Source organism: Bacillus sp. AY3-1, assembly GCF_008368785.1.
GTDB classification, from domain to species: Bacteria; Bacillota; Bacilli; order Bacillales; family Bacillaceae_G; genus Bacillus_A; species Bacillus_A wiedmannii.
Window position 1 is genome coordinate 63505 of the sequence record NZ_QORZ01000015.1, and the last position, 21987, is coordinate 85491.

The 21987-nt window shown below is 35.2% G+C and carries 15 protein-coding genes; 13 read left to right on the forward strand and 2 right to left on the reverse strand.

Going from position 1 to position 21987, the window contains the following annotated elements; translation table 11 throughout:
• Positions 1 to 125 precede the first annotated feature (125 nt).
• The 12 genes from rny (at position 126) to DN389_RS10830 (ending at position 15992) form a co-directional block, all read left to right on the forward strand.
• Positions 126 to 1688, forward strand: coding sequence for a ribonuclease Y (gene rny / locus DN389_RS10775; RefSeq protein ID WP_000099775.1), 1563 nt, complete (start codon positions 126 to 128; stop codon positions 1686 to 1688).
• Between the two features lie 154 nt (positions 1689 to 1842).
• The gene (locus tag DN389_RS10780; RefSeq protein WP_001221093.1) at positions 1843 to 2637 is read left to right on the forward strand and encodes a TIGR00282 family metallophosphoesterase; all 795 of its coding nucleotides are present in this window, start codon (positions 1843 to 1845) and stop codon (positions 2635 to 2637) included.
• Between the two features lie 149 nt (positions 2638 to 2786).
• On the forward strand, positions 2787 to 3047 hold the full coding sequence (gene spoVS, locus DN389_RS10785; RefSeq protein WP_000404341.1) for a stage V sporulation protein SpoVS: 261 nt from the start codon (positions 2787 to 2789) through the stop codon (positions 3045 to 3047).
• Between the two features lie 58 nt (positions 3048 to 3105).
• On the forward strand, positions 3106 to 4029 hold the full coding sequence (locus tag DN389_RS10790; RefSeq protein WP_098190029.1) for a dipeptidase: 924 nt from the start codon (positions 3106 to 3108) through the stop codon (positions 4027 to 4029).
• A 227-nt stretch (positions 4030 to 4256) separates the two neighbouring features.
• On the forward strand, positions 4257 to 6014 hold the full coding sequence (locus DN389_RS10795; protein ID WP_149237102.1) for a 2-oxoacid:acceptor oxidoreductase subunit alpha: 1758 nt from the start codon (positions 4257 to 4259) through the stop codon (positions 6012 to 6014).
• On the forward strand, positions 6001 to 6867 hold the full coding sequence (locus tag DN389_RS10800) for a 2-oxoacid:ferredoxin oxidoreductase subunit beta (RefSeq protein WP_000190162.1): 867 nt from the start codon (positions 6001 to 6003) through the stop codon (positions 6865 to 6867). Before DN389_RS10795 ends, DN389_RS10800 begins: the two co-directional genes overlap by 14 nt.
• Before the next feature lie 429 nt (positions 6868 to 7296).
• Positions 7297 to 8826, forward strand: a complete 1530-nt coding sequence (miaB, locus tag DN389_RS10805) for a tRNA (N6-isopentenyl adenosine(37)-C2)-methylthiotransferase MiaB (protein ID WP_001005406.1) — start codon at positions 7297 to 7299, stop codon at positions 8824 to 8826.
• A 3-nt stretch (positions 8827 to 8829) separates the two neighbouring features.
• A complete protein-coding gene (locus DN389_RS10810; protein ID WP_000649386.1) occupies positions 8830 to 9261 on the forward strand; it encodes a YlbF/YmcA family competence regulator in 432 nt (143 codons plus the stop codon).
• Positions 9262 to 9386: 125 nt separating this feature from the next.
• A complete protein-coding gene (gene cotE / locus DN389_RS10815; protein WP_001288802.1) occupies positions 9387 to 9929 on the forward strand; it encodes an outer spore coat protein CotE in 543 nt (180 codons plus the stop codon).
• A gap of 181 nt (positions 9930 to 10110) precedes the next feature.
• Positions 10111 to 12783, forward strand: a complete 2673-nt coding sequence (mutS, locus tag DN389_RS10820; protein WP_149237103.1) for a DNA mismatch repair protein MutS — start codon at positions 10111 to 10113, stop codon at positions 12781 to 12783.
• 8 nt (positions 12784 to 12791) lie between these two features.
• Positions 12792 to 14735: a DNA mismatch repair endonuclease MutL gene (gene mutL / locus DN389_RS10825; protein ID WP_149237104.1), complete on the forward strand. Its 1944-nt coding sequence runs from the start codon at positions 12792 to 12794 to the stop codon at positions 14733 to 14735.
• Positions 14736 to 15005: 270 nt separating this feature from the next.
• A complete protein-coding gene (locus tag DN389_RS10830; protein ID WP_149237105.1) occupies positions 15006 to 15992 on the forward strand; it encodes a choloylglycine hydrolase family protein in 987 nt (328 codons plus the stop codon).
• A gap of 456 nt (positions 15993 to 16448) precedes the next feature.
• On the opposite strand, the gene DN389_RS10835 is transcribed toward DN389_RS10830, so the two are convergent.
• Positions 16449 to 16634: a hypothetical protein gene (locus DN389_RS10835; RefSeq protein WP_000461129.1), complete on the reverse strand. Its 186-nt coding sequence runs from the start codon at positions 16632 to 16634 to the stop codon at positions 16449 to 16451.
• Between the two features lie 483 nt (positions 16635 to 17117).
• On the opposite strand from DN389_RS10835, the gene DN389_RS10840 reads away from it, so the two are divergent.
• Positions 17118 to 19901, forward strand: a complete 2784-nt coding sequence (locus tag DN389_RS10840) for a dynamin family protein (RefSeq protein ID WP_149237106.1) — start codon at positions 17118 to 17120, stop codon at positions 19899 to 19901.
• A gap of 97 nt (positions 19902 to 19998) precedes the next feature.
• Here DN389_RS10840 and DN389_RS10845 read toward each other — a convergent pair whose 3' ends face one another.
• The gene (locus DN389_RS10845; protein ID WP_097858922.1) at positions 19999 to 21918 is read right to left on the reverse strand and encodes an LTA synthase family protein; all 1920 of its coding nucleotides are present in this window, start codon (positions 21916 to 21918) and stop codon (positions 19999 to 20001) included.
• Positions 21919 to 21987 lie beyond the last annotated feature (69 nt).

The window sequence follows — 21987 nt, forward strand, 5'->3', positions numbered from 1 at the left end:
TGACATTTTAATTGTGAAATGAAGAAAGTCCCTTAAAAAAGCGGGACGACGGTCTTTGCTGTATGTTGGTATTCAATGTACATGCCGACAGTCTTTTTTCATTCATAGCAAGGGGAGGTGAAATCATGAGTAGTACAGTTTGGATACTCATCTCCATTTTGCTTGCAACAGTCGGTGCAGTTGTTGGCTTTTTTGTTCGAAAGTCTATTGCTGAAGCGAAGATTAATGGTGCAGCTAACGAAGCGAAACGTATTCTAGACGAAGCGAATCGTGAGGCTGAAGCACTTAAGAAAGAAGCGCTTTTAGAAGCAAAGGATGAAATTCATACACTTCGTACAGAAGCTGAATTAGAAATTCGTGACCGTAGAAGCGAATTACAAAAACAAGAAAATCGTTTAATGCAAAAAGAAGAGAACCTTGATCGTAAAGACGAAACGCTCGATAAACGCGAGCGACAGTTAGAAAAGAAAGAGGATTCTCTTGTAGCGAGACAACAACAGATTGAAGAGTTGGAAAGCAAAGTGGGAGAGTTAGTTCAAAAGCAACAAACAGAATTAGAGCGCATTTCCAATCTGACACGCGAACAAGCGAAAGCAATTATTCTTGGTAAAGTAGAAAGTGAAGTTTCTCATGAAATTGCCGTAATGGTAAAAGAAAGTGAAGTTCGTGCGAAAGAAGAAGCGGATAAGAAAGCAAAAGAGATTTTATCTCTTGCAATGCAAAGATGTGCAGCTGATCATGTTGCTGAAACAACCGTTTCGGTTGTAAATCTTCCAAATGACGAAATGAAGGGACGTATTATCGGACGTGAAGGTCGAAATATTCGTACGTTAGAAACGTTAACAGGTATTGACCTAATTATCGATGATACACCAGAAGCGGTTATCCTTTCTGGATTCGATCCAATTCGTCGTGAAACAGCTCGTATCGCTCTTGATAAACTAGTACAGGACGGACGTATTCACCCAGCGCGTATTGAAGAGATGGTCGAAAAATCAAGACGTGAAGTGGACGAGTATATTCGCGAAGTCGGAGAGCAAACAACGTTTGAAGTGGGTGTTCACGGATTACATCCAGATTTAATTAAGATTTTAGGTCGTTTAAAATACCGTACAAGTTACGGACAAAACGTCTTAAAACACTCTATGGAAGTTGCATATTTAACTGGACTTATGGCAGCGGAGCTTGGTGAGGATGAAAAACTAGCAAGACGTGCTGGTCTATTACATGATATCGGTAAAGCAATTGATCATGAAGTAGAAGGTAGCCACGTTGAAATTGGTGTCGAACTCGCAACGAAGTATAAAGAGCATCCTGTAGTTATAAACAGTATTGCATCTCACCATGGGGACACAGAACCAACTTCTATCATTGCAGTTTTAGTTGCAGCAGCAGATGCATTATCAGCTGCAAGACCTGGAGCTCGTAGTGAAACACTTGAGAACTATATTCGTCGTCTTGAAAAGTTGGAAGAGATTTCAGAGTCTTATGAAGGCGTAGAAAAATCTTTCGCAATTCAAGCAGGACGAGAAGTTCGTATTCTGGTAAAACCAGATACAATTGATGATTTAGAAGCTCATCGTTTAGCTCGTGATATTCGAAAACGTATTGAGAATGAACTGGATTACCCAGGACATATTAAAGTAACTGTTATTCGTGAAACACGTGCAGTGGAATACGCAAAATAAAGTGGTGAAACACCACTTTATTTTTTTGTGTTGGAATTGGTTAAAATAAAGGGAATTAGTATACAAGTGAAACGAACTTATAATAAATATATTGTAAGGAAATCACTTGAAGCTATAGTAATAAAAAATGTAGTACATAGGAAGGGTAAGACATATGAGAATATTATTTGTTGGGGATGTAGTAGGATCTCCTGGTAGAGGTATGATTCAACAATACGTGCCGGCATTAAAGAAGAAATATACACCTACAGTAACCATTATTAATGGAGAAAATGCAGCAGGTGGACGTGGAATTACGGAAAAAATATATCGAAACTTTTTAGAATGCGGGGCACAAGCGGTTACACTTGGAAACCACGCTTGGGATAACCGTGAAGTATTTGAATTTATTGATGACGCAAAATATCTTGCAAGACCAGCTAACTTCCCGGAAGGAACTCCAGGAAAAGGACTTATCTTTGTGAACTGCAATGGAACAGAAGTTGCAGTTATTAACTTACAAGGACGTACATTCCTTCCTCCAATTGATTGTCCATTCCGTAAAGTGGATGAATTAATTAACATTGCAAAAAAACGTACCAATATTATCTTTATTGATTTTCATGCGGAAACTACAAGTGAAAAACAAGCGTTAGGTTGGTATGTAGATGGTCGTGCTACAGCAGTAGTGGGTACACATACACATGTTCCTACAGCAGATAATCGTATTTTACCAAGCGGAACCGCATATATCACAGATGTTGGTATGACAGGTCCTTACGATGGGATTTTAGGTATGGATCGAGAAGCGGTATTGAAGAAGTTTTTAACAAACTTACCAGTACGATTTGAAGTGACAAGTGGTAGAACGCAATTAAGTGCAGTGCTAGTTGATGTGGATCCTAATACAGGAAAAGCTAAGAAAATCCAGCGTATCTTAATTAATGATGATCAGCCATTTTTTGAGTAATTTCTGGATAAGATTTAGAAAAGTTATTATTTTTTAATTTTTTAGAAAAATTACAGAAGTTTAGCAGGAATACGCGTCATTCCTCGTGAATATAAGTTAAAGTGAAATAATTGCTAATACTTTTTATAGAAACGAGGAGGAAACGCGGAATGGAAATATTAAAAGTTAAAGCAACGTCGGTCCCTAATTCTGTAGCTGGTGCACTTGCAGGTGTTATTCGCGAACGCGGAACAGCAGAAATTCAAGCCATTGGTGCAGGTGCATTGAACCAAGCGGTAAAGGCAGTAGCAATTGCAAGAGGATTTGTAGCGCCTAGTGGTTTGGACCTGATTTGTATCCCAGCGTTTACGGATATTATGATTGATGGGGAAGAACGTACAGCAATAAAATTAATTGTAGAACCTCGTTAAGTTTAAACAACCTGTTTGCAGTATGCAAACAGGTTGTTTTTATAATGGAGGAATGAAAATGAAAATTTTTGATGCTCATTGTGATGTGCTTCTTCAGTTATGGAGTGCACAAGGGAAAAAGGATTTTAAACATGATCCGCAATTACATATTACATTTGAACAGTTAAAGAGAAGAAAAGGAAGTATACAATGTTTTGCTATATATGTGCCAGAAACAGTGCTATATGAAAAACGATTTGAAGCGGCATTACAAATGGTAGATATTTTTTATAATGAAATTTTATCATTACCGGGTGTAAAGTTTATTCAGACAAAAGATGATATTAACATGTTAAAACAGGACGAGATTGGAGCGATATTAACACTAGAAGGATGCGAAGCAATTGGAAAAGATGCAATGAAATTACGGTTGTTGTATCGCCTAGGAGTACGTTCTTTTGGACTAACATGGAATTATGCCAATCTATTAGCTGATGGTGCGCTAGAGACACGTGGGGCGGGTTTAACGACTTTCGGTAAAGAAGTTGTACAAGAACTTAATATGTTACATGTATGGACTGATGTGTCTCATCTGAATGAAAGAAGTTTTTGGGATGTTGTAGAAAGTGCAAAAAATCCTATTGCTTCCCACTCAAACTGTATGAAACTTTGTCAGCATCCACGTAATTTAAACGATGAACAACTTAAAGCTCTTATAAAGCGAAATGGCATGATAGGTGTCACTTTCGTACCGCAGTTTCTAACAAATGAAAAACAAGCGAATATAACAGATATAGTAAGACATATCGAATATATTTGTTCATTAGGTGGAGAGAAGAATATAGGGTTTGGTTCGGATTTTGATGGGATATTAGAAACAGTTGTAAATGTATCAGCGTATCGAGATTATGAAAATGTAATGAATGAGCTTTGTAAACACTATGCTGCATCTACTGTAGAGCGATTTTTATATGATAATTTTGTTGAACATATAAGCTTTTAAGATTTTTGTTTTAAAAATCCAGAAAAATTAGAATTAATTCATTTGATATTATTGCTTTTTTTAAGACCTAATACTAGAATGAAAAACAAAATAGCTTTATACTAAAGATTCAGGGAAATCAGAAGAGGCATAATTTGCGTCCGTTGTAGTTTATTTGTATAAAAAATGCTAAACTATTACTGTAAAAAAATACACTACAATGAATGCAGCCAAAAGGGGTGTAGGAGATGATTAGTCAACTTTCATGGAAAGTTGGAGGCCAACAAGGTGAAGGAATTGAAAGTACAGGAGAAATCTTCTGTATTGCATTAAACCGATTAGGATATTACCTATACGGTTACCGCCACTTCTCATCACGTATTAAAGGCGGCCATACAAATAATAAAATTCGCGTAAGTACAACAGAAGTACGCGCGATCTCAGATGATTTAGATATTTTAATTGCTTTTGATCAAGAAACAATTGATTTTAACTTCCACGAACTACGTCCAGGTGGAATTGTAGTTGCGGATGCGAAATTTAATCCAACAATACCTGATAATACAGATGTAAATCTATATGTGATACCGTTTACAGATATTGCTTCAGAATTAGGCACATCATTAATGAAAAACATGGTTGCTGTTGGGGCATCAAGTGCGGTATTAGGATTAGATGAAACAGCTTATTTAAATGTTGTTGAAGAAATCTTTGGTCGTAAAGGAGAGCAAGTCGTTCAAAAGAATATGGACGCAATTAAGCGCGGCTCTCAATATATGAAAGAATTGCTTGGTGAGAAAGTAAACATGATGCAGCTTGAAAAAGCTGATGGTAAGAAACGCATGTTTATGATTGGAAACGATGCAATCGCATTTGGTGCGGTAGCTGGTGGTGCTCGCTTTATGTCTGCATATCCAATTACACCTGCATCTGAAATTATGGAATACTTAATTAAAAAATTGCCAAAAGTTGGTGGAACAGTAATCCAAACTGAGGATGAAATCGCAGCTTGTACAATGGCAATCGGTGCAAACTATGCTGGTGTTCGTACATTAACTGCATCTGCCGGTCCGGGTCTATCTTTAATGATGGAAGCGATTGGTTTAGCGGGTATTACAGAAACACCATTAGTAATTGTTGATACACAACGTGGTGGTCCAAGTACAGGATTACCAACGAAACAAGAGCAGTCGGATTTAATGGCGATGATTTACGGTACGCACGGTGAGATTCCAAAAATCGTAATGGCGCCAAGTACAGTTGAAGAAGCTTTCTATGATATTGTAGAAGCATTTAACCTAGCTGAAGAATATCAAGTACCTGTTATTTTCTTAACGGATTTACAGCTTTCTTTAGGAAAACAAACTGTAGAACCGCTTACGTTAGATAAAGTGGAAATTCGTCGTGGTAAGCTTGATTTAGAAGCGGAATTACCAGAACGTGAAAATAAAGCATACTTCAAGCGCTATGAAGTAACCGAAGATGGCGTTTCACCACGTGTTTTACCTGGTATGAAAAATGGTGTTCACCATGTTACAGGTGTAGAACATGATGAAACTGGTAAACCATCTGAATCAGCAATAAACCGTAAAGATCAAATGGACAAACGTTTCCGTAAAATGGAGAACTTGAAGTTTAATACCCCTGTCTATAAAAATGTTAAGCATGAAGAAGCGGACGTATTGCTTGTTGGATTTAACTCAACTCGTGGTGCGATCGAAGAAGCAATGGAGCGTTTAGAACAAGAGGGTATGAAAGTAAACCATGCTCATGTACGCTTAATTCACCCGTTCCCGACAGCTGAAATCGATCCACTTGTGAAAAATGCGAAGCGTGTTGTAGTGGTAGAAAACAACGCAACAGGTCAGCTTGCTAACATTATGAAAATGAATCTTGGTAACGGTGAGAAAATTTCTAGTCTTTTAAAATATGATGGGAACCCATTCTTGCCGAAAGAGATTTGCAACGAATGTAAAAAAGGGGTTGTATTAAATGGCAACATTTAAGGACTTTCGTAACAGCGTAAAACCAAACTGGTGCCCAGGTTGCGGAGACTTCTCGGTGCAAGCTGCAATTCAACGTGCGGCAGCTAACGTTGGTTTAAATCCAGATGAACTTGCTGTTGTCTCCGGTATCGGCTGTTCAGGTCGTATTTCAGGTTATATTAATTCATATGGTGTGCATAGTATTCATGGTCGTGCCCTTCCAATTGCACAAGGTGTGAAAATGGCAAATCGTGATTTAACAGTTATCGCATCAGGTGGTGACGGTGATGGATTTGCGATTGGTATGGGACATACAATCCATTCTATTCGTCGTAACATCGACATTACGTACATCGTAATGGATAACCAAATTTACGGATTAACAAAAGGGCAAACTTCACCGCGTAGTGAAGCTGGATTTAAAACGAAAAGCACACCACAAGGTTCAATTGAACCGTCACTAAATGTTATGGAAATGGCTTTAACAGCTGGTGCGACATTTGTGGCGCAAAGCTTTTCAAGTGATTTAAAAGAATTAACACAAATTATTGAAGCTGGTATTAACCATAAAGGATTTTCATTAATTAACGTATACAGCCCATGTGTTACTTACAATAAAGTAAATACTTACGATTGGTTTAAAGAGAATTTAACAAAACTAAGTACAGTAGAGGGATATGATCCGTCTAATCGCATGATGGCTATGCAAACGTTAATGGAAAATAACGGATTAGTAACAGGTTTAATATATCAAAATACAGCGCAACCTTCATACCAAGAACTTGTAAAAGGCTATAGTGAGAAGCCTTTAGTGCAAGCTGATTTAAATATGGATCAGAAAATGTTTGATGAACTCGTAGCTGAATTTATGTAATGTAAGAAGAGGAGGTTGCCATTTGGTAACCTTTTTTTATGAGTAAAAAATATAGGGTAGTCTTATTTACTTAGAAAATTCAGAATGGTAAAATAATATATAAATCGTTGTATGAAAATGGCGAGTTCATTGCTGATGAAATGTAAGATCAGACAGAGCCTCTTTCTTGTTAAAATTGGCGCAACGCTTCATACTATGGTAATGTTTATAGGGATAAAGCAATATGCTTTTGGATAGGACAAAAAGAAGTATGAAAAGGGAATGTCTATTTGTGTGGGGAAGACTTCATTCTTATGAATGATTAGATTGATTACTCAAGTTTCAAAGGACAAGTTATCTCTCAAGCTATCTAACCATTTTTGAGGTGAGTCAAAGCGCATTAAAATGGACTATAGAGTGTGTATAGTTAAGGGTGAAAGGAGATTACCGATGAACGAGCAACAACGATTAGCAAGTCGACAAGCAAATTCCTCTACGAAAAAAGAAGAGAAAGATTATAGTAAATACTTTGAAAGTGTATACCAACCACCTTCCTTAAAAGATGCGAAAAAACGAGGGAGAGAAGAAGTTAAAATTGAACGGGATTTTGGGTTATCTGAAGAATTTCGCAATTTTGGTACAGGAAGAAAGTTCTATATTCGTACATATGGTTGTCAAATGAATGAGCATGATACGGAAGTAATGGCAGGTATTTTCACCGCACTTGGATATGAGCCAACCTTTTCAACTGAAGATGCAGATGTAGTTTTATTAAATACTTGTGCAATTCGTGAAAATGCTGAAAATAAAGTTTTCGGTGAACTAGGTCATTTAAAGTCATTAAAAAGAAGAAATCCGGACCTTTTAATTGGTGTATGTGGTTGTATGTCTCAAGAAGAATCTGTTGTAAATAAAATTATGCAAAAAAATCAGCATGTAGATATGGTGTTTGGAACGCATAATATTCATAGATTGCCGTATATTCTTAAAGATGCGATGTTCTCGAAGGAGACGGTAGTTGAAGTTTGGTCAAAAGAAGGGGATGTAATTGAAAACCTTCCGAAAGTACGCCGTGGTGATATTAAAGCTTGGGTAAATATTATGTATGGCTGTGATAAGTTCTGTACATATTGTATCGTGCCGTATACACGTGGGAAAGAACGAAGCAGACGTCCAGAAGACATTATCCAAGAAATTCGTCATTTAGCTGCGAATGGTTATAAAGAAATTACATTACTTGGCCAGAACGTAAATGCATATGGTAAAGACTTTGAAGATTTCGAATACGGTCTTGGCGATTTAATGGACGAACTCCGTAAAGTTGATATTGCCCGTATTCGTTTTACAACGAGCCATCCACGTGATTTCGATGATCACTTAATTGAAGTGCTTGGAAAAGGTGGAAACTTAGTAGAACATATTCACTTACCAGTTCAATCTGGAAGCACAGATATGTTAAAAATTATGGCGCGCAAATATTCACGTGAGCATTATTTAGAACTTGTAAGAAAAATTAAAGAAGCAATTCCAAATGCAGTATTCACAACTGATATTATCGTTGGTTTCCCGAATGAAACAGATGAGCAATTTGAAGAAACGATGTCGTTATATCGTGAAGTAGGATTTGATACTGCCTTTACCTTTATTTATTCTCCGCGCGAAGGTACACCAGCTGCAAAAATGAAAGATAATGTACCGATGGAAGTGAAAAAAGAACGTCTTCAACGCTTAAATACACTAGTCAATACGTTGGCAATTGAAAAGAATAATCGTTACAAAGGTCAAATTGTGGAAGTGTTAGTTGATGGGGAAAGTAAAAATAATCCAGAAGTACTCGCAGGTTATACTCGTACGAATAAACTTGTAAACTTCGTCGCTTCAAAATCTTTAATTGGTCAGCTTGTGAAAGTAAAAGTAACGGAAGCAAAAACTTGGTCTCTTAACGGGGAATTAGTTGAAGAGCCGATTGAGGTGGAATAATAGATGAAAGCATATTCGAAAGATGAAATTGTTGAACAAGCGAAAGAATTAGCAAAAATGATTTCTGAAACAGAAGAAGTTGATTTCTTTAAGAAAGCAGAGGCGCAAATTCATAAAAATGAAAATGTAAAGCGCGCAATTGATGAAATTAAAGCACTGCAAAAACAAGCAGTAAACTTGCAGCATTACGGGAAATGGGAAGCTTTGAAAAAAGTAGAAGCTGACATTGATGCATTGCAAGATAAGTTGGATAGTATCCCAGTTGTGCAAGAATTTAAATCTTCACAAACATATGTAAATGACTTACTACAGCTAGTTGCAAGTACGATTTCTAACAACGTAACAGATGAAATATTAATTTCGACTAATGGCGATGTATTGAAGGGTGAAACGGGCGCAGCAGTAGAAAGTAAAAAAGGAAATTGTGGTTGTTAAAGAGATGTCGAATTGACATCTCTTTTTTTAATGGGTTAAACGTAAGTTCTTCTCGAAAAAAGAATGACACATTCCGCTATTGTCACGCATATGATTAAGTGAATAGTGATTGAGGAGGGTTACGAATGTCCGAATTTAGAGAGATTATTACAAAAGCAGTGGTTGGAAAAGGACGTAAGTATACAAAGTCAACGCATACATGTGAATCGAATAATGAGCCAACAAGTATTTTAGGGTGCTGGGTAATTAACCACTCGTACGAAGCAAGAAAGAATGGAAAGCATGTGGAAATTGAAGGTTTCTATGATGTGAACACTTGGTATTCATTTGATGGTAATACAAAGACAGAAGTTGTAACAGAACGTGTGAACTACACTGATGAAGTGAGTATTGGGTATCGTGATAAAAACTTTTCTGGTGATGATTTAGAAATTATTGCTCGTGTCATTCAGCCACCAAATTGTTTAGAAGCTCTTGTATCACCAAATGGTAATAAAATTGTTGTAACTGTAGAACGTGAATTTGTAACAGAAGTAGTTGGGGAAACGAAAATTTGTGTAAGTGTAAATCCTGAAGGTTGCGTAGAATCAGACGAGGATTTCCAAGTCGATGATGATGAGTTTGAAGAATTAGATCCGAACTTTATCGTCGATGCAGAAGAAGAGTAATAGAAAGCTAGGGAGAAGTTCTTCCTAGCTTTTTACTTTACATAAGTGATGCTTGAATGAACATGATTCCTTATGAAATGTGCTATAATGAGGAAAGACTCCTGAAATAGGAGATATGGATGTCCGTGAAGTGTGACATATATGAAAATTGATTACTATGTAAGAATTATGGAGGAAAAGTATGACTCAATATACCCCTATGATACAGCAATATTTAAAGGTTAAGGCAGACTATCAAGATGCCTTTTTATTTTTCCGATTAGGTGATTTTTATGAAATGTTCTTTGAAGATGCGGTTAAAGCAGCTCATGAACTTGAAATTACATTAACGAGCCGAGATGGTGGTAGTAGTGATCGTATACCGATGTGCGGTGTACCACATCATGCAGCTAAAAATTATATTGAACAACTTGTTGAAAAAGGATATAAAGTAGCTGTTTGTGAGCAAGTGGAAGATCCAAAAACAGCTAAAGGTGTAGTACGCCGTGAAGTCGTACAACTAATTACGCCAGGAACGATGATGGAAGGGCGTACTATTGATGAGAAAGAAAATAACTTCTTAGCAGCATTAACATATTTTGAAGATGGATCGTATGCTTTAGCTTGTAATGATTTAACGACTGGACAAAATACAGTAACGTTGTTAACAGGTTCAGTAGAAGATATTTTATTAGAAGTGTATGCAACTGGTTCAAAAGAAATTGTTGTAGATTCTACATTTTCAAAAGATGAATTAAATAAATTAACTGCAACATTAAAAATGACGATTTCGTATGAAGATGCAACAACGATTCCGGAAGGGTTAGAACATCTTGTGAAAAACGTTTCGCAAGCAAAGTTAATTAAAGCAGTTGGACGCTTATTTAACTATGTAATAAGAACGCAAAAACGTTCGTTAGACCATTTACAACCAGTGGAAATTTATTATACGAATCAATTTATGAAAATTGATGTGCATTCAAAGCGAAATTTAGAGCTGACAGAAACACTCCGAACGAAAGAAAAAACAGGATCATTATTATGGCTATTAGATAAAACGAAAACAGCTATGGGTGGTCGTATGTTAAAACAGTGGATGGAACGTCCGCTGATCCAAAAAGAAAAAGTAGAAGAGCGTTTAGAAATGGTTGAAACATTTGTAAATGATTACTTCTTACGTGAAGATTTAAAAGAAAAATTAAAAGAAGTATATGATTTAGAACGTTTAGCAGGGAAAGTTGCATTTGGTAATGTGAATGCACGGGACTTATTACAGTTAAGACGATCTTTACTTCAAGTACCGGCTATTTTAGAAGCGATTAGTCTGTTAGATAATGCTTATGCAGCAAGGTTAATTCAAGGTGCGGATCCATGTGAGAGCTTAACTGAATTACTAGGAAGAAGTATTCAAGAAAACCCACCGCTTTCTATTAAAGATGGAGATATTATTAAAGACGGTTATAATGACAAGCTTGATCAATATCGTTACGTTAGTAAAAACGGGAAAACGTGGATCGCTGAGCTTGAAAAACGAGAGCGTGATATTACAGGAGTTAAATCGTTAAAAATCGGGTACAACCGTATTTTCGGCTACTACATTGAAGTGACGAAGGCGAATCTTGCAGCGCTTCCAGAAGGCCGCTATGAGCGTAAACAAACGCTTGCTAATGCGGAACGTTTCATTACAGATGAATTGAAAGAAAAAGAAACATTAATCTTAGAAGCAGAAGAGAAAATTGTACAATTAGAATATGATTTATTTACAGCGCTTCGTGAAGAAGTAAAAGTATTTATTCCGAAATTACAACATTTAGCGAAAGTAATTAGTGAATTAGACGTACTGCAAAGTTTCGCGACAGTTAGTGAAGAAGAACAGTTTGTAAAACCGGTTTTAACAACTAAGCGCGAAATCTTTATTAAAGATGGTCGTCATCCTGTCGTTGAAAAAGTATTGAACGGGAAATTGTATGTACCGAATGATTGTATTATGCCGGAGAAGATGGATGTCTTTTTAATTACAGGACCGAACATGTCTGGTAAAAGTACGTATATGAGACAATTAGCACTTGTAACTGTTATGTCACAGATTGGTTGTTTCGTACCAGCAACAGAAGCGGTATTACCTGTATTCGATCAAATCTTTACGAGAATTGGTGCAGCGGATGATTTAATTTCGGGTCAAAGTACATTTATGGTCGAAATGTTAGAAGCGAAAAATGCAATTGCAAATGCATCAGAAAGAAGTTTAATTTTATTCGATGAAATTGGACGCGGTACATCTACGTATGATGGTATGGCACTTGCACAAGCAATCATTGAACATATTCATGACCAAATTGGTGCGAAAACGTTATTCTCTACGCATTATCATGAATTGACGGTGCTAGAAGAAAGTTTAGGACAATTGAAGAATGTACACGTTTCAGCTATTGAAGAGAACGGAAAAGTAGTATTCCTTCATAAAATTCAAGATGGAGCAGCTGATAAAAGTTACGGAATTCACGTTGCGCAACTTGCGGAGCTTCCAGATAGCTTAATCGCTCGTGCGAAAGAAGTGTTAGCGCAACTAGAAGGACAAGAAGAAATTATTATTCCAAAGCGTACAGAAGTGAAAGTACAAGAAGTGGCTCCAGAACCAGCTGTTGTAAAAGAAGAACCAGCAGAAATACAAGAGACGAAAGTAGAGACTGAGGAAGAATCGCAATTATCATTCTTTGGTGGAGAACAATCTTCGAAAAAACAAGACAAGTCAGTTCTAGATGCAAAAGAAACGGCAGTACTTACGCAAATTAAAAAAATTGATTTACTTGATATGACACCTTTAGAGGCGATGAACGAACTGTATCGCTTGCAGAAAAAGTTAAAGAAAGGATGAGTAAGTAGATGGGGAAAATTCGCAAACTCGATGATCAACTCTCTAACTTAATTGCGGCAGGGGAAGTAGTAGAGCGCCCTGCCTCAGTCGTAAAAGAACTTGTGGAAAATTCTATCGATGCGAATAGTACATCTATTGAAATCCACTTAGAAGAAGCTGGTTTATCAAAAATTCGCATCATTGATAATGGGGATGGCATTGCAGAAGAAGATTGTATCGTCGCTTTTGAACGACATGCGACGAGCAAAATTAAAGATGAAAACGATCTGTTTCGCATTAGAACACTCGGTTTCCGCGGTGAGGCATTGCCGAGTATTGCCTCAGTTAGTGAATTAGAATTAATCACTAGCACAGGTGATGCGCCTGGTATACACCTTATGATTAAAGGTGGAGACATTATAAAGCAGGAGAAAACAGCGAGCCGAAAAGGAACAGATATTACAGTACAAAACTTATTCTTTAATACACCAGCGCGTCTTAAATATATGAAAACCATTCATACAGAGCTTGGGAATATTACAGATATTGTGTATCGTATTGCAATGTCACATCCAGAAGTATCATTAAAGCTGTTTCATAATGAAAAGAAATTGCTTCATACATCAGGAAATGGTGATGTAAGACAAGTACTTGCATCGATTTATAGCATTCAAGTTGCGAAGAAGCTTGTTCCAATTGAAGCTGAATCTTTAGATTTTACAATTAAAGGCTATGTAACATTACCAGAAGTAACGAGAGCATCTCGAAATTATATGTCAACGATCGTAAATGGCCGTTACGTTCGAAATTTCGTATTAATGAAAGCCATTCAGCAAGGATACCATACGTTACTGCCAGTCGGACGATATCCAATCGGCTTCTTATCGATTGAAATGGATCCAATGCTTGTTGACGTTAACGTACATCCAGCGAAATTAGAAGTTCGTTTTAGTAAAGAACAAGAATTACTAAAGCTTATCGAAGAAACATTGCAATCGGCATTCAAAAAAATACAGCTCATTCCAGATGCAGGTGTAACAACGAAGAAAAAAGAAAAAGATGAAAGTGTGCAAGAACAGTTTCAGTTTGAGCATGCGAAGCCGAAAGAACCATCTATGCCGGACATCGTTTTACCGACTGGCATGGATGAAAAACGAGAAGAACCACTGGCTGTGAAACAGCCAGCACAACTGTGGCAACCGCCAAAGCAAGAATGGCAACCACCACAGTCGCTCGTAAGAGAAGAACAAAGTTGGCAACCATCTACTAAATCGATAATGGAAGAACCAATTCAAAAAGAGAAATCGTGGAACAGTAACGATGAAGACTTTGAATTAGAGGAATTGGAAGAAGAAGTTCAGGAAATAGAAGAGATTGAAATGAACGGTAATGACTTACCGCCACTTTATCCAATTGGACAAATGCATGGAACATATATTTTCGCTCAAAATGATAAAGGCTTATATATGATTGACCAACATGCCGCGCAGGAACGTATTAATTATGAATACTTCCGGGATAAAGTAGGAAGGGTAGCGCAAGAAGTACAAGAACTACTTGTACCATACCGTATTGACCTATCTCTTACTGAATTTTTACGTGTCGAAGAGCAACTAGAAGAACTGAAAAAAGTTGGATTATTCTTGGAGCAATTCGGCCATCAATCCTTTATCGTCCGCTCGCATCCAACGTGGTTCCCGAAAGGACAAGAAACAGAAATTATCGACGAAATGATGGAACAAGTCGTCAAACTAAAAAAAGTTGACATTAAAAAACTACGTGAAGAAGCAGCCATCATGATGAGCTGTAAAGCATCCATTAAAGCAAATCAATATTTAACGAACGATCAAATATTTGCTTTACTGGAAGAACTACGTACAACAACAAACCCATACACATGTCCGCACGGAAGACCAATTCTTGTGCATCATTCTACTTATGAGTTGGAGAAGATGTTTAAGAGGGTTATGTAGGGATACTGTTCATAGAGAAAAAATGGTTTCTTGTTATTTTAATAAAATATAGAGTGAAATAAAAAGGAGCGATAGTAACAAGTCGCTCCTTTTTAATATAATTCTTTTGCAACTATATTTTAAAAAATCATTTATAAACTAGAGATAACCTTAACCTATTTGTACTTTATATGGCTTTCTCAATTTTTTTGTAAGGAAAGAGGTTTTTAATTTACAGATTTATCAGAATTAAGTAAAGTGTAGATAAAACCATAAAACGGGGTGTTCTTTATGTGTACTAGTTTGACATTACAGACAAAAAACGGTCAGCATCTTTTTGCAAGAACGATGGACTTCACATTAGATTTGAATCAAGAAGTAATAGTCATTCCTCGACATTATCAGTGGAATAATATAACTGGTGAAATCATTAATACGAAACATGCTACGGTCGGAATGGGAATTAATCATCAAGGAAGGATCATTATGGCGGACGGAGTAAATGAAGCAGGTATGACATGTGCAACACTCTATTTTCCAGGATTCGCTACTTATAGTCAAAGCATAGATGACAACAAAACGAATTTGGCTCCATTTGATTTTGTGACTTGGAGTCTCACACAATTCAATTCTGTCAAAGAGTTAAAGAAATCTGTAGATAGACTTACCTTTTTGGATATACCATTACCGGATTTAGGACTTACGCCACCACTACATTGGATTTTAGCAGATAAATGGGGAGATTGCATTGTACTGGAGCCGACAAATGAAGGATTAAAAATGTATGACAACCCACTAGGAGTGATGACGAATAGTCCGGAGTTTAATTGGCATTTACAAAATTTAAGACAATATATTGGCCTTAAATCGCAGCCATTCGCGCCAACAGAGTGGAGCAATGTACCATTAAATGCTTTTGGTCAGGGCTCAGGTTCAATGGGACTTCCAGGGGACTTCACCCCGCCATCAAGGTTTGTGCGAGCAGCATACGGCAAACAAAACATTCAAGGTATAGATGGTGAAGAAGAGGGAGTATCGGCCCTTTTTCATATTTTATCAAATTGCGAGGTTCCTAAAGGCGGAGTAATAACAGAAGAAGGTGCATTAGATAATACCATTTATACAAGCGTAATGTGTATGGAGTCCGGAACATATTATTATCATACCTACGATTGTAGACAAATTATAGCTATTCATTTATTTCATGAAAATTTAGATACAGATGAGATTAAAGCTTATTCGTTCCAACGGAAACAAAAAATATTTTATGAAAACTAAGTAGCTTTGAAACAACTTTTAGTAAATTTTTAAATATATATAATAGAGCAATAATGGCCAATATAATTGTTGGGTGTTTCTTTAACTTTGTGATTTATCATAAATTTACTCCTTTCTTCAATTACGCCAACGAGTAAATTTATGCTGGTAGGAGCATTGGCTAAGAAATTTATTTTTAATTAAACTAGTTTTTATTTTTTCTAGAGGGGCCATTAAAGTGCTACTAGGTAAAATAAATATGGGCGTACTTTATTTATAAATAGTAAAGAACAAAAAGGGTATGGAAACTATCCATACCCTTTTTTGTTCTTCTATTATCTATGTATAAAAAAGCGCTGTATATCAGCACTTTTTAAAAGTACATGAGTTGTATAAGAAAAATTTATTTATTACCTATAACTATGCAAGGTCTAATATAGATTCTTATTCGATTAATTGTTATAAGGGCCTATAAGGTTATTTGTTTTTATTATTATTAATTTTTTCCGTATATAACACCTGTTCTTTATAGTGTTTTTTAATTGGGAAAGTATGTGTACCAGAGCCGTTTTTGAAAGTTTTATTGATGGGGTTTTTTAGCGGGATTGTTGTAGTTTCAGTAAATTCATATGGGTAGTTTATTTTAGATTTATCTTCAAACATGAAAATGCCTCCTTTTAGGATTTCCTGAATTCTTTACTATAACATGATATGCATATAGATTTTTTTTGGACTAGTTATTTATAGAGGTTAATGGAATTAAATTACGTAACTACTGAAATATTTCAAAGGAAAACAATGTGAGAAATATATGATAATGCTTCTTTTATTTATTAGGGAAGGGAATAATGCATATATATTCGTTATAAATTGTTTTTATAATATGGGTTTATATAGACTTTTCCTGATAATATAATGCGGGAGATTATAGTGTTATTAGGTTATTAGGAACATTTAATGCTGTTTCATAACTGAAAGGAAATTGAAAAAAAACTGAAACTTTTCTCATAAAAATTCAATCTAACTTGAAAAATGAAAGGAAAATGAAATTTTCCAAAAGATATTCTTTGTTAAGATAAAAAGCATACATACAAAAAGTATTGACATATCTTAAAAATGTATTTTCAAGATATAGTGGGGGAAAAGATGAGAGTAGAAAAACAATTAATAAAAAAGATGTATTATGAAACATTCCTAATGGAGAATGAAACAAAACCACCTATTGATGTACTTGGAGAAGCTTATGTAAACGAAGAAAGAAATGAGATTTCTGATGGATCTTACATTCGTTTTGCACAAGGTGAATTTTATTATCGCCATCAAGATTTTGAAGCAGCTATTTTTAAATGGGAAAAAGTTAATAATGAATTAGCACCATGGGCACAAAAAAATATTGCCGATGCTTATTTCGAGCTTAATCAATTACCAGTTGCTGAAAATGTTTATACGTCCATTACTACTGATAATATAATATTGATGACGGAGATTAGATTACAATTACTTTCTCTTTACATAGAGCAAAATAATTTTGACTCTGCTTTCGCTGTTATTAAAGAAGCAGTTTCTTTAAATCCGGATTATCCAAATGTCACAAAAATTGCCCGTTCTTTTTATGAGGAGCAGCAAGATTTTGATAGTGCAGTAGAGCTTGCTGTGAATGAGTTAATTCGAACAGAATCTTATCCGTGGTTTGAGGTTTTAAAAGGATATATCGATAAAAGATTTACTAAACATATTTCACCAGATTATTTTTATGAAGTATTAGTTACGTTAAATAATGTAGATCAAGTACAATTTACGCAAATGGTTTCATCACTTTGGAATAGTTATAAAAACGAACAAAATTACTTATCATGGCTTAACACAATAAATGAATTTTTCTTACATATTGAAATACATTCGTCCGATATATGGGACAAAATTTCTTCTCTTTACGAAGGAACGTACTTTGAATTAATTCAAGGTCAATATATGCTTAAACAATTGCACGATATCATTCCAAACTTGTTAACAAATTGGTTAAAGGTTGTCAATCCATCTTATGCTGTATTTCCATCTGCAGCTGTATTGGCATGGGATGAGATTTTCCCTTCCGAAATAGATTCAGCAAATATAAAACATGCTGAAAACCTGTTGTTATATTCTATTAATCATGTGGATGGCTTAGAGTATAGTTTGCATCTTTTTGAATCTATTACAGAGTGGGCACAAAAACATAATATAGAAATGGGTCACCGATTTAGATGGTTAGTTGGCGAGCTCGCAGATTTAAGCACAAATCGCATTTTAGTAACGGGAACTTCAGGAAACGGAAAAACTACATTTATTAACTCTATAATAGGAGAAAATATATTAGAAAAATCAATTTCAAATGTAGTAGTTTTAAAAAATGATGCGCATACAGAAATTAACGCCATAACAGACTCAGCAATTACAACAACGGAAGATGTCTCTGATTACCATAATATAATGTCTCAGCACCATCAAACATATAGAGATAGAGCATGTGTTGAATTTAAATTACCATGCAGATTTTTAAGTGAAAATAAACTTACATTTGTAGTTACACCTGGATTTAATAGGAATAACGATACTAGAGATGAGGTATTCGAATATTTAAATTCTGTAGACGAATTACTATTCGTATTGAATGCGGATTCACCTTTTACTGACAAAGAACGTGATATTCTATTAAGCATTCAAGAACATACACCAAATTTACAAATTCATTTCTTATTAAATAAAATCGATAACATTTACAGTGATGCAGAAGTGAAAAGAGTATTACATGATACGCAAGCGAGAATAAACACATATTTCCCGCATGCGAGAATTTTCCCTTACTCTTCGTTATATACAAGTAGTCAACAATTAAATGATTTAACTGAGTTTATTCATTTTAACTTTAATCATAAAAATGTCGATGCAGAACGTACGGAAAAGCTATTGTTTTTCATTCGAAAAACAATTACATATCTATTGGATAAACGCGTTGAGAAAGAAAACAATTTAGTGGATTCTATTCATTGGAATGAAGATATGCTAGTGAAACTAAATGGTAGCAGTAATAATCTTACTACTTTTGAGAAGGAAAAAATTCATTTCATTACACAGTCATATCGTACAATGAAAACGGAAATTACGAATGAACTTACTGAAAATATTCCGAAGATATTACAGAGTTGTTCAGATTTAATTAGTGAAGAAAGCGATTTCGGGCACATTGATACGGAACTAAATAAAGCGATGAATGAAAGAGTACATAAATATTTAGAACAAACTGTATTACCTAATTTTGCTCTTTCTATGAAAAATTGGATTGCGATTTCTAATAATGAGCTCCTTCAAAGTCAATCGTACTTAGAAGAACTTAGTGAAGGACTTAATTCTTTATTTGGAGAAAATCGAATACAGTTAGAATGTGATTTTAAAGTGCTTGATGACTGGCGCAGAGATACTGACAGAATGACGACTAGAATACAAATGGATGAAGTAAATATTTTACGTCGCTTTACGCCAGCACAATTTTTACTGAAAAGTGCCGGTAAATTATTTGGAGTTCTTCCTAAAAACAAAGGTATGCTATATAACAAATACAAACAGTATGTAGAAAATGAAGATTATACTGAGGTAACGGCTTCTATTATGAAGAAATTTTTCTTGCAATTTGAGCTATTTGAAAACACGCAAGAGCGGGATATTAACATATTCTTTAGGAATCCATTTAACTCCTTGAAACAAGCTGTAGAAAATACTCATTTAGAAATACAAGAAAAACAAGAGATGTTACATAAGATGAAATCACAACCTGAAGTTTATCATGATTCTATCATGCTCTTTGAATTGAGATTACGTCAATGTGAAGTAATTTTAAATATAGGTGATGATCATACCTATACAGATGTAACTTTAGAAACAAGCGTAGAATAAAAGTAAAATATACGAGGTTTTTATATGACATTGCATCATATGTTATACGATAGTAAAAGGGAGCAACTTATTACAGTTGCTCCCTTTCATATTTAGATTATTTTTCAGTCTCTTTAATTTTAGTTTGTACTTCGCCAGTTTTAATTTTATTACTTTCTGAGAAACGTAATAAATCGCCTTCAATAATTTTGTCAGACATTCGTAATTCATTTTGTGCACGGTTAATGAGTGCTTGTGCTTCTTTTTTTGGTAAATCTACAATTTCACCTGTTATGCGGTCATAGAAAGTGTTGTTTGTGTATACATACTTCTCTGTAATAAAGCTACCATCACGTAAAACAACAAAACCGGTATATTCATCTGAAAACATATCATGACCAAAACGGATATCGTTCGTAGTATTAATCCCTAATAAATTTAGAATAGTAGGTTTTATATCGATTTGCCCCGTAGGTTTTGAAATCGTTTGACCTTCTGTTTGGCCAGGCATATGAATATATAAAGGTGTGCGTTGTAAATTTAAAGTATCAAATTCTGTTATTTGATCTTTTTCTAAAAACTGTGCCATTGCACGATTGTGTTTTTCAGAAATACCATAATGATCACCATACAACACAATAATAGAATCATCATACATTCCCTCGGCTTTTAAACGCTCAATAAATTTTTTAATTGATTCGTCTAAGTAACGTGCTGTTACGATATAACGATCAAATACGCCATTACCAGAGTTGTATGGTTCAATGAATTTTGTATCTTCATCATACGTAAATGGATAATGATTCGTTAAAGTAAGGAAACGAGCATAAAAGGGTTGGTCAACAGTTTTTAATATATCTACTGATTGATCAAAGTATTCGATATCTTTTAATCCCCAATTTAAATTTGTTTCGGGCGTAATTTTGTAATCAAGTTCATTATAGTAACGATCATAACCGAGAGCAGAGTACATAATGTTACGATTCCAAAATGTTGCGTTATTCGCATGGAATACAGAAGTGAAATAACCTTGCTGACGTAAAATCTCTGGAGTCGCAGTATAATCATTGTTACCGTGCGTGAAAAATACAGCTCCTCGATTTAATGGATACAGCGACGTATCGATTAGAAATTCAGAATCGGATGTTTTTCCTTGCCCAGTTTGGTGGAAAAAGTTATCGAAGTAATAGCTTTCATTTATGAATTCATTCAAGAATGGTGTAACTTCTTGACCGTTAACTGATGCGCCTATTAAAAAGGTTTGTAGGGATTCAAGAGTGACAACAATTACGTTTTTTCCTTTTGCTGCACCAAACATGTTAGGGTTTGGCTCACTTTGGTTTGCCTTTACGTAGTTTTCAGTTTCTTGTAATTTACTACTATCAGCAAGTGCTTTTTGTGATCCTGCTTTTACTTGTAGTGTTAAATCATATACTTGATGAGTGTATAGTCCCAAATTTTTAACAAGCATGACTCGGTCGAATGATCTCGTTAATAGTTCAGGTCGTTCTTTTTCTGCAAGGTGTAGATTCGCAAAAAATACACCAAACGTTAAGAGAAAATATAACAAGCGTGCCGGATGAGTTACACGTCCTGTTTGGAAGACTAGTGCCTTCTTCTTTAACAAAATAAAGAAGAAAATAATGTCTACGAAAGCGAGTATAATTTTATAGTTCAATATTTCTATAATACTGCCGCCTAATTGGCCAAAGTTTGATGTTTGTCCAAGTACTGGTAACGTAACGAAATCACTATAAAAATCATAGAACATTACATTCCCAACAAGTACGATTGTTAATAAGAGATTAATACATAGCGCTATATAATTTCGCTTTTCACCGGTTGCAAATAATGCTAATCCGACAAAAGCTAATGATGCAGCGAGAGGGCTAATAAACAAAATAAGCTCTTGTGTAGAAGACTCAATTTTTAAATCGAAACTGAATCTTGTAATAAGATATGTTTTTAACCATACTGCTAAAGCAATTATTAAAACAAAGCTTATATTTTGCATTTGTAAATTGATTTTATTTTTCATTTTTACACCTTCTTTATACAATTTATTTAACTTGTGTTATATATTATATTTTCATAACTATTAGAGTGT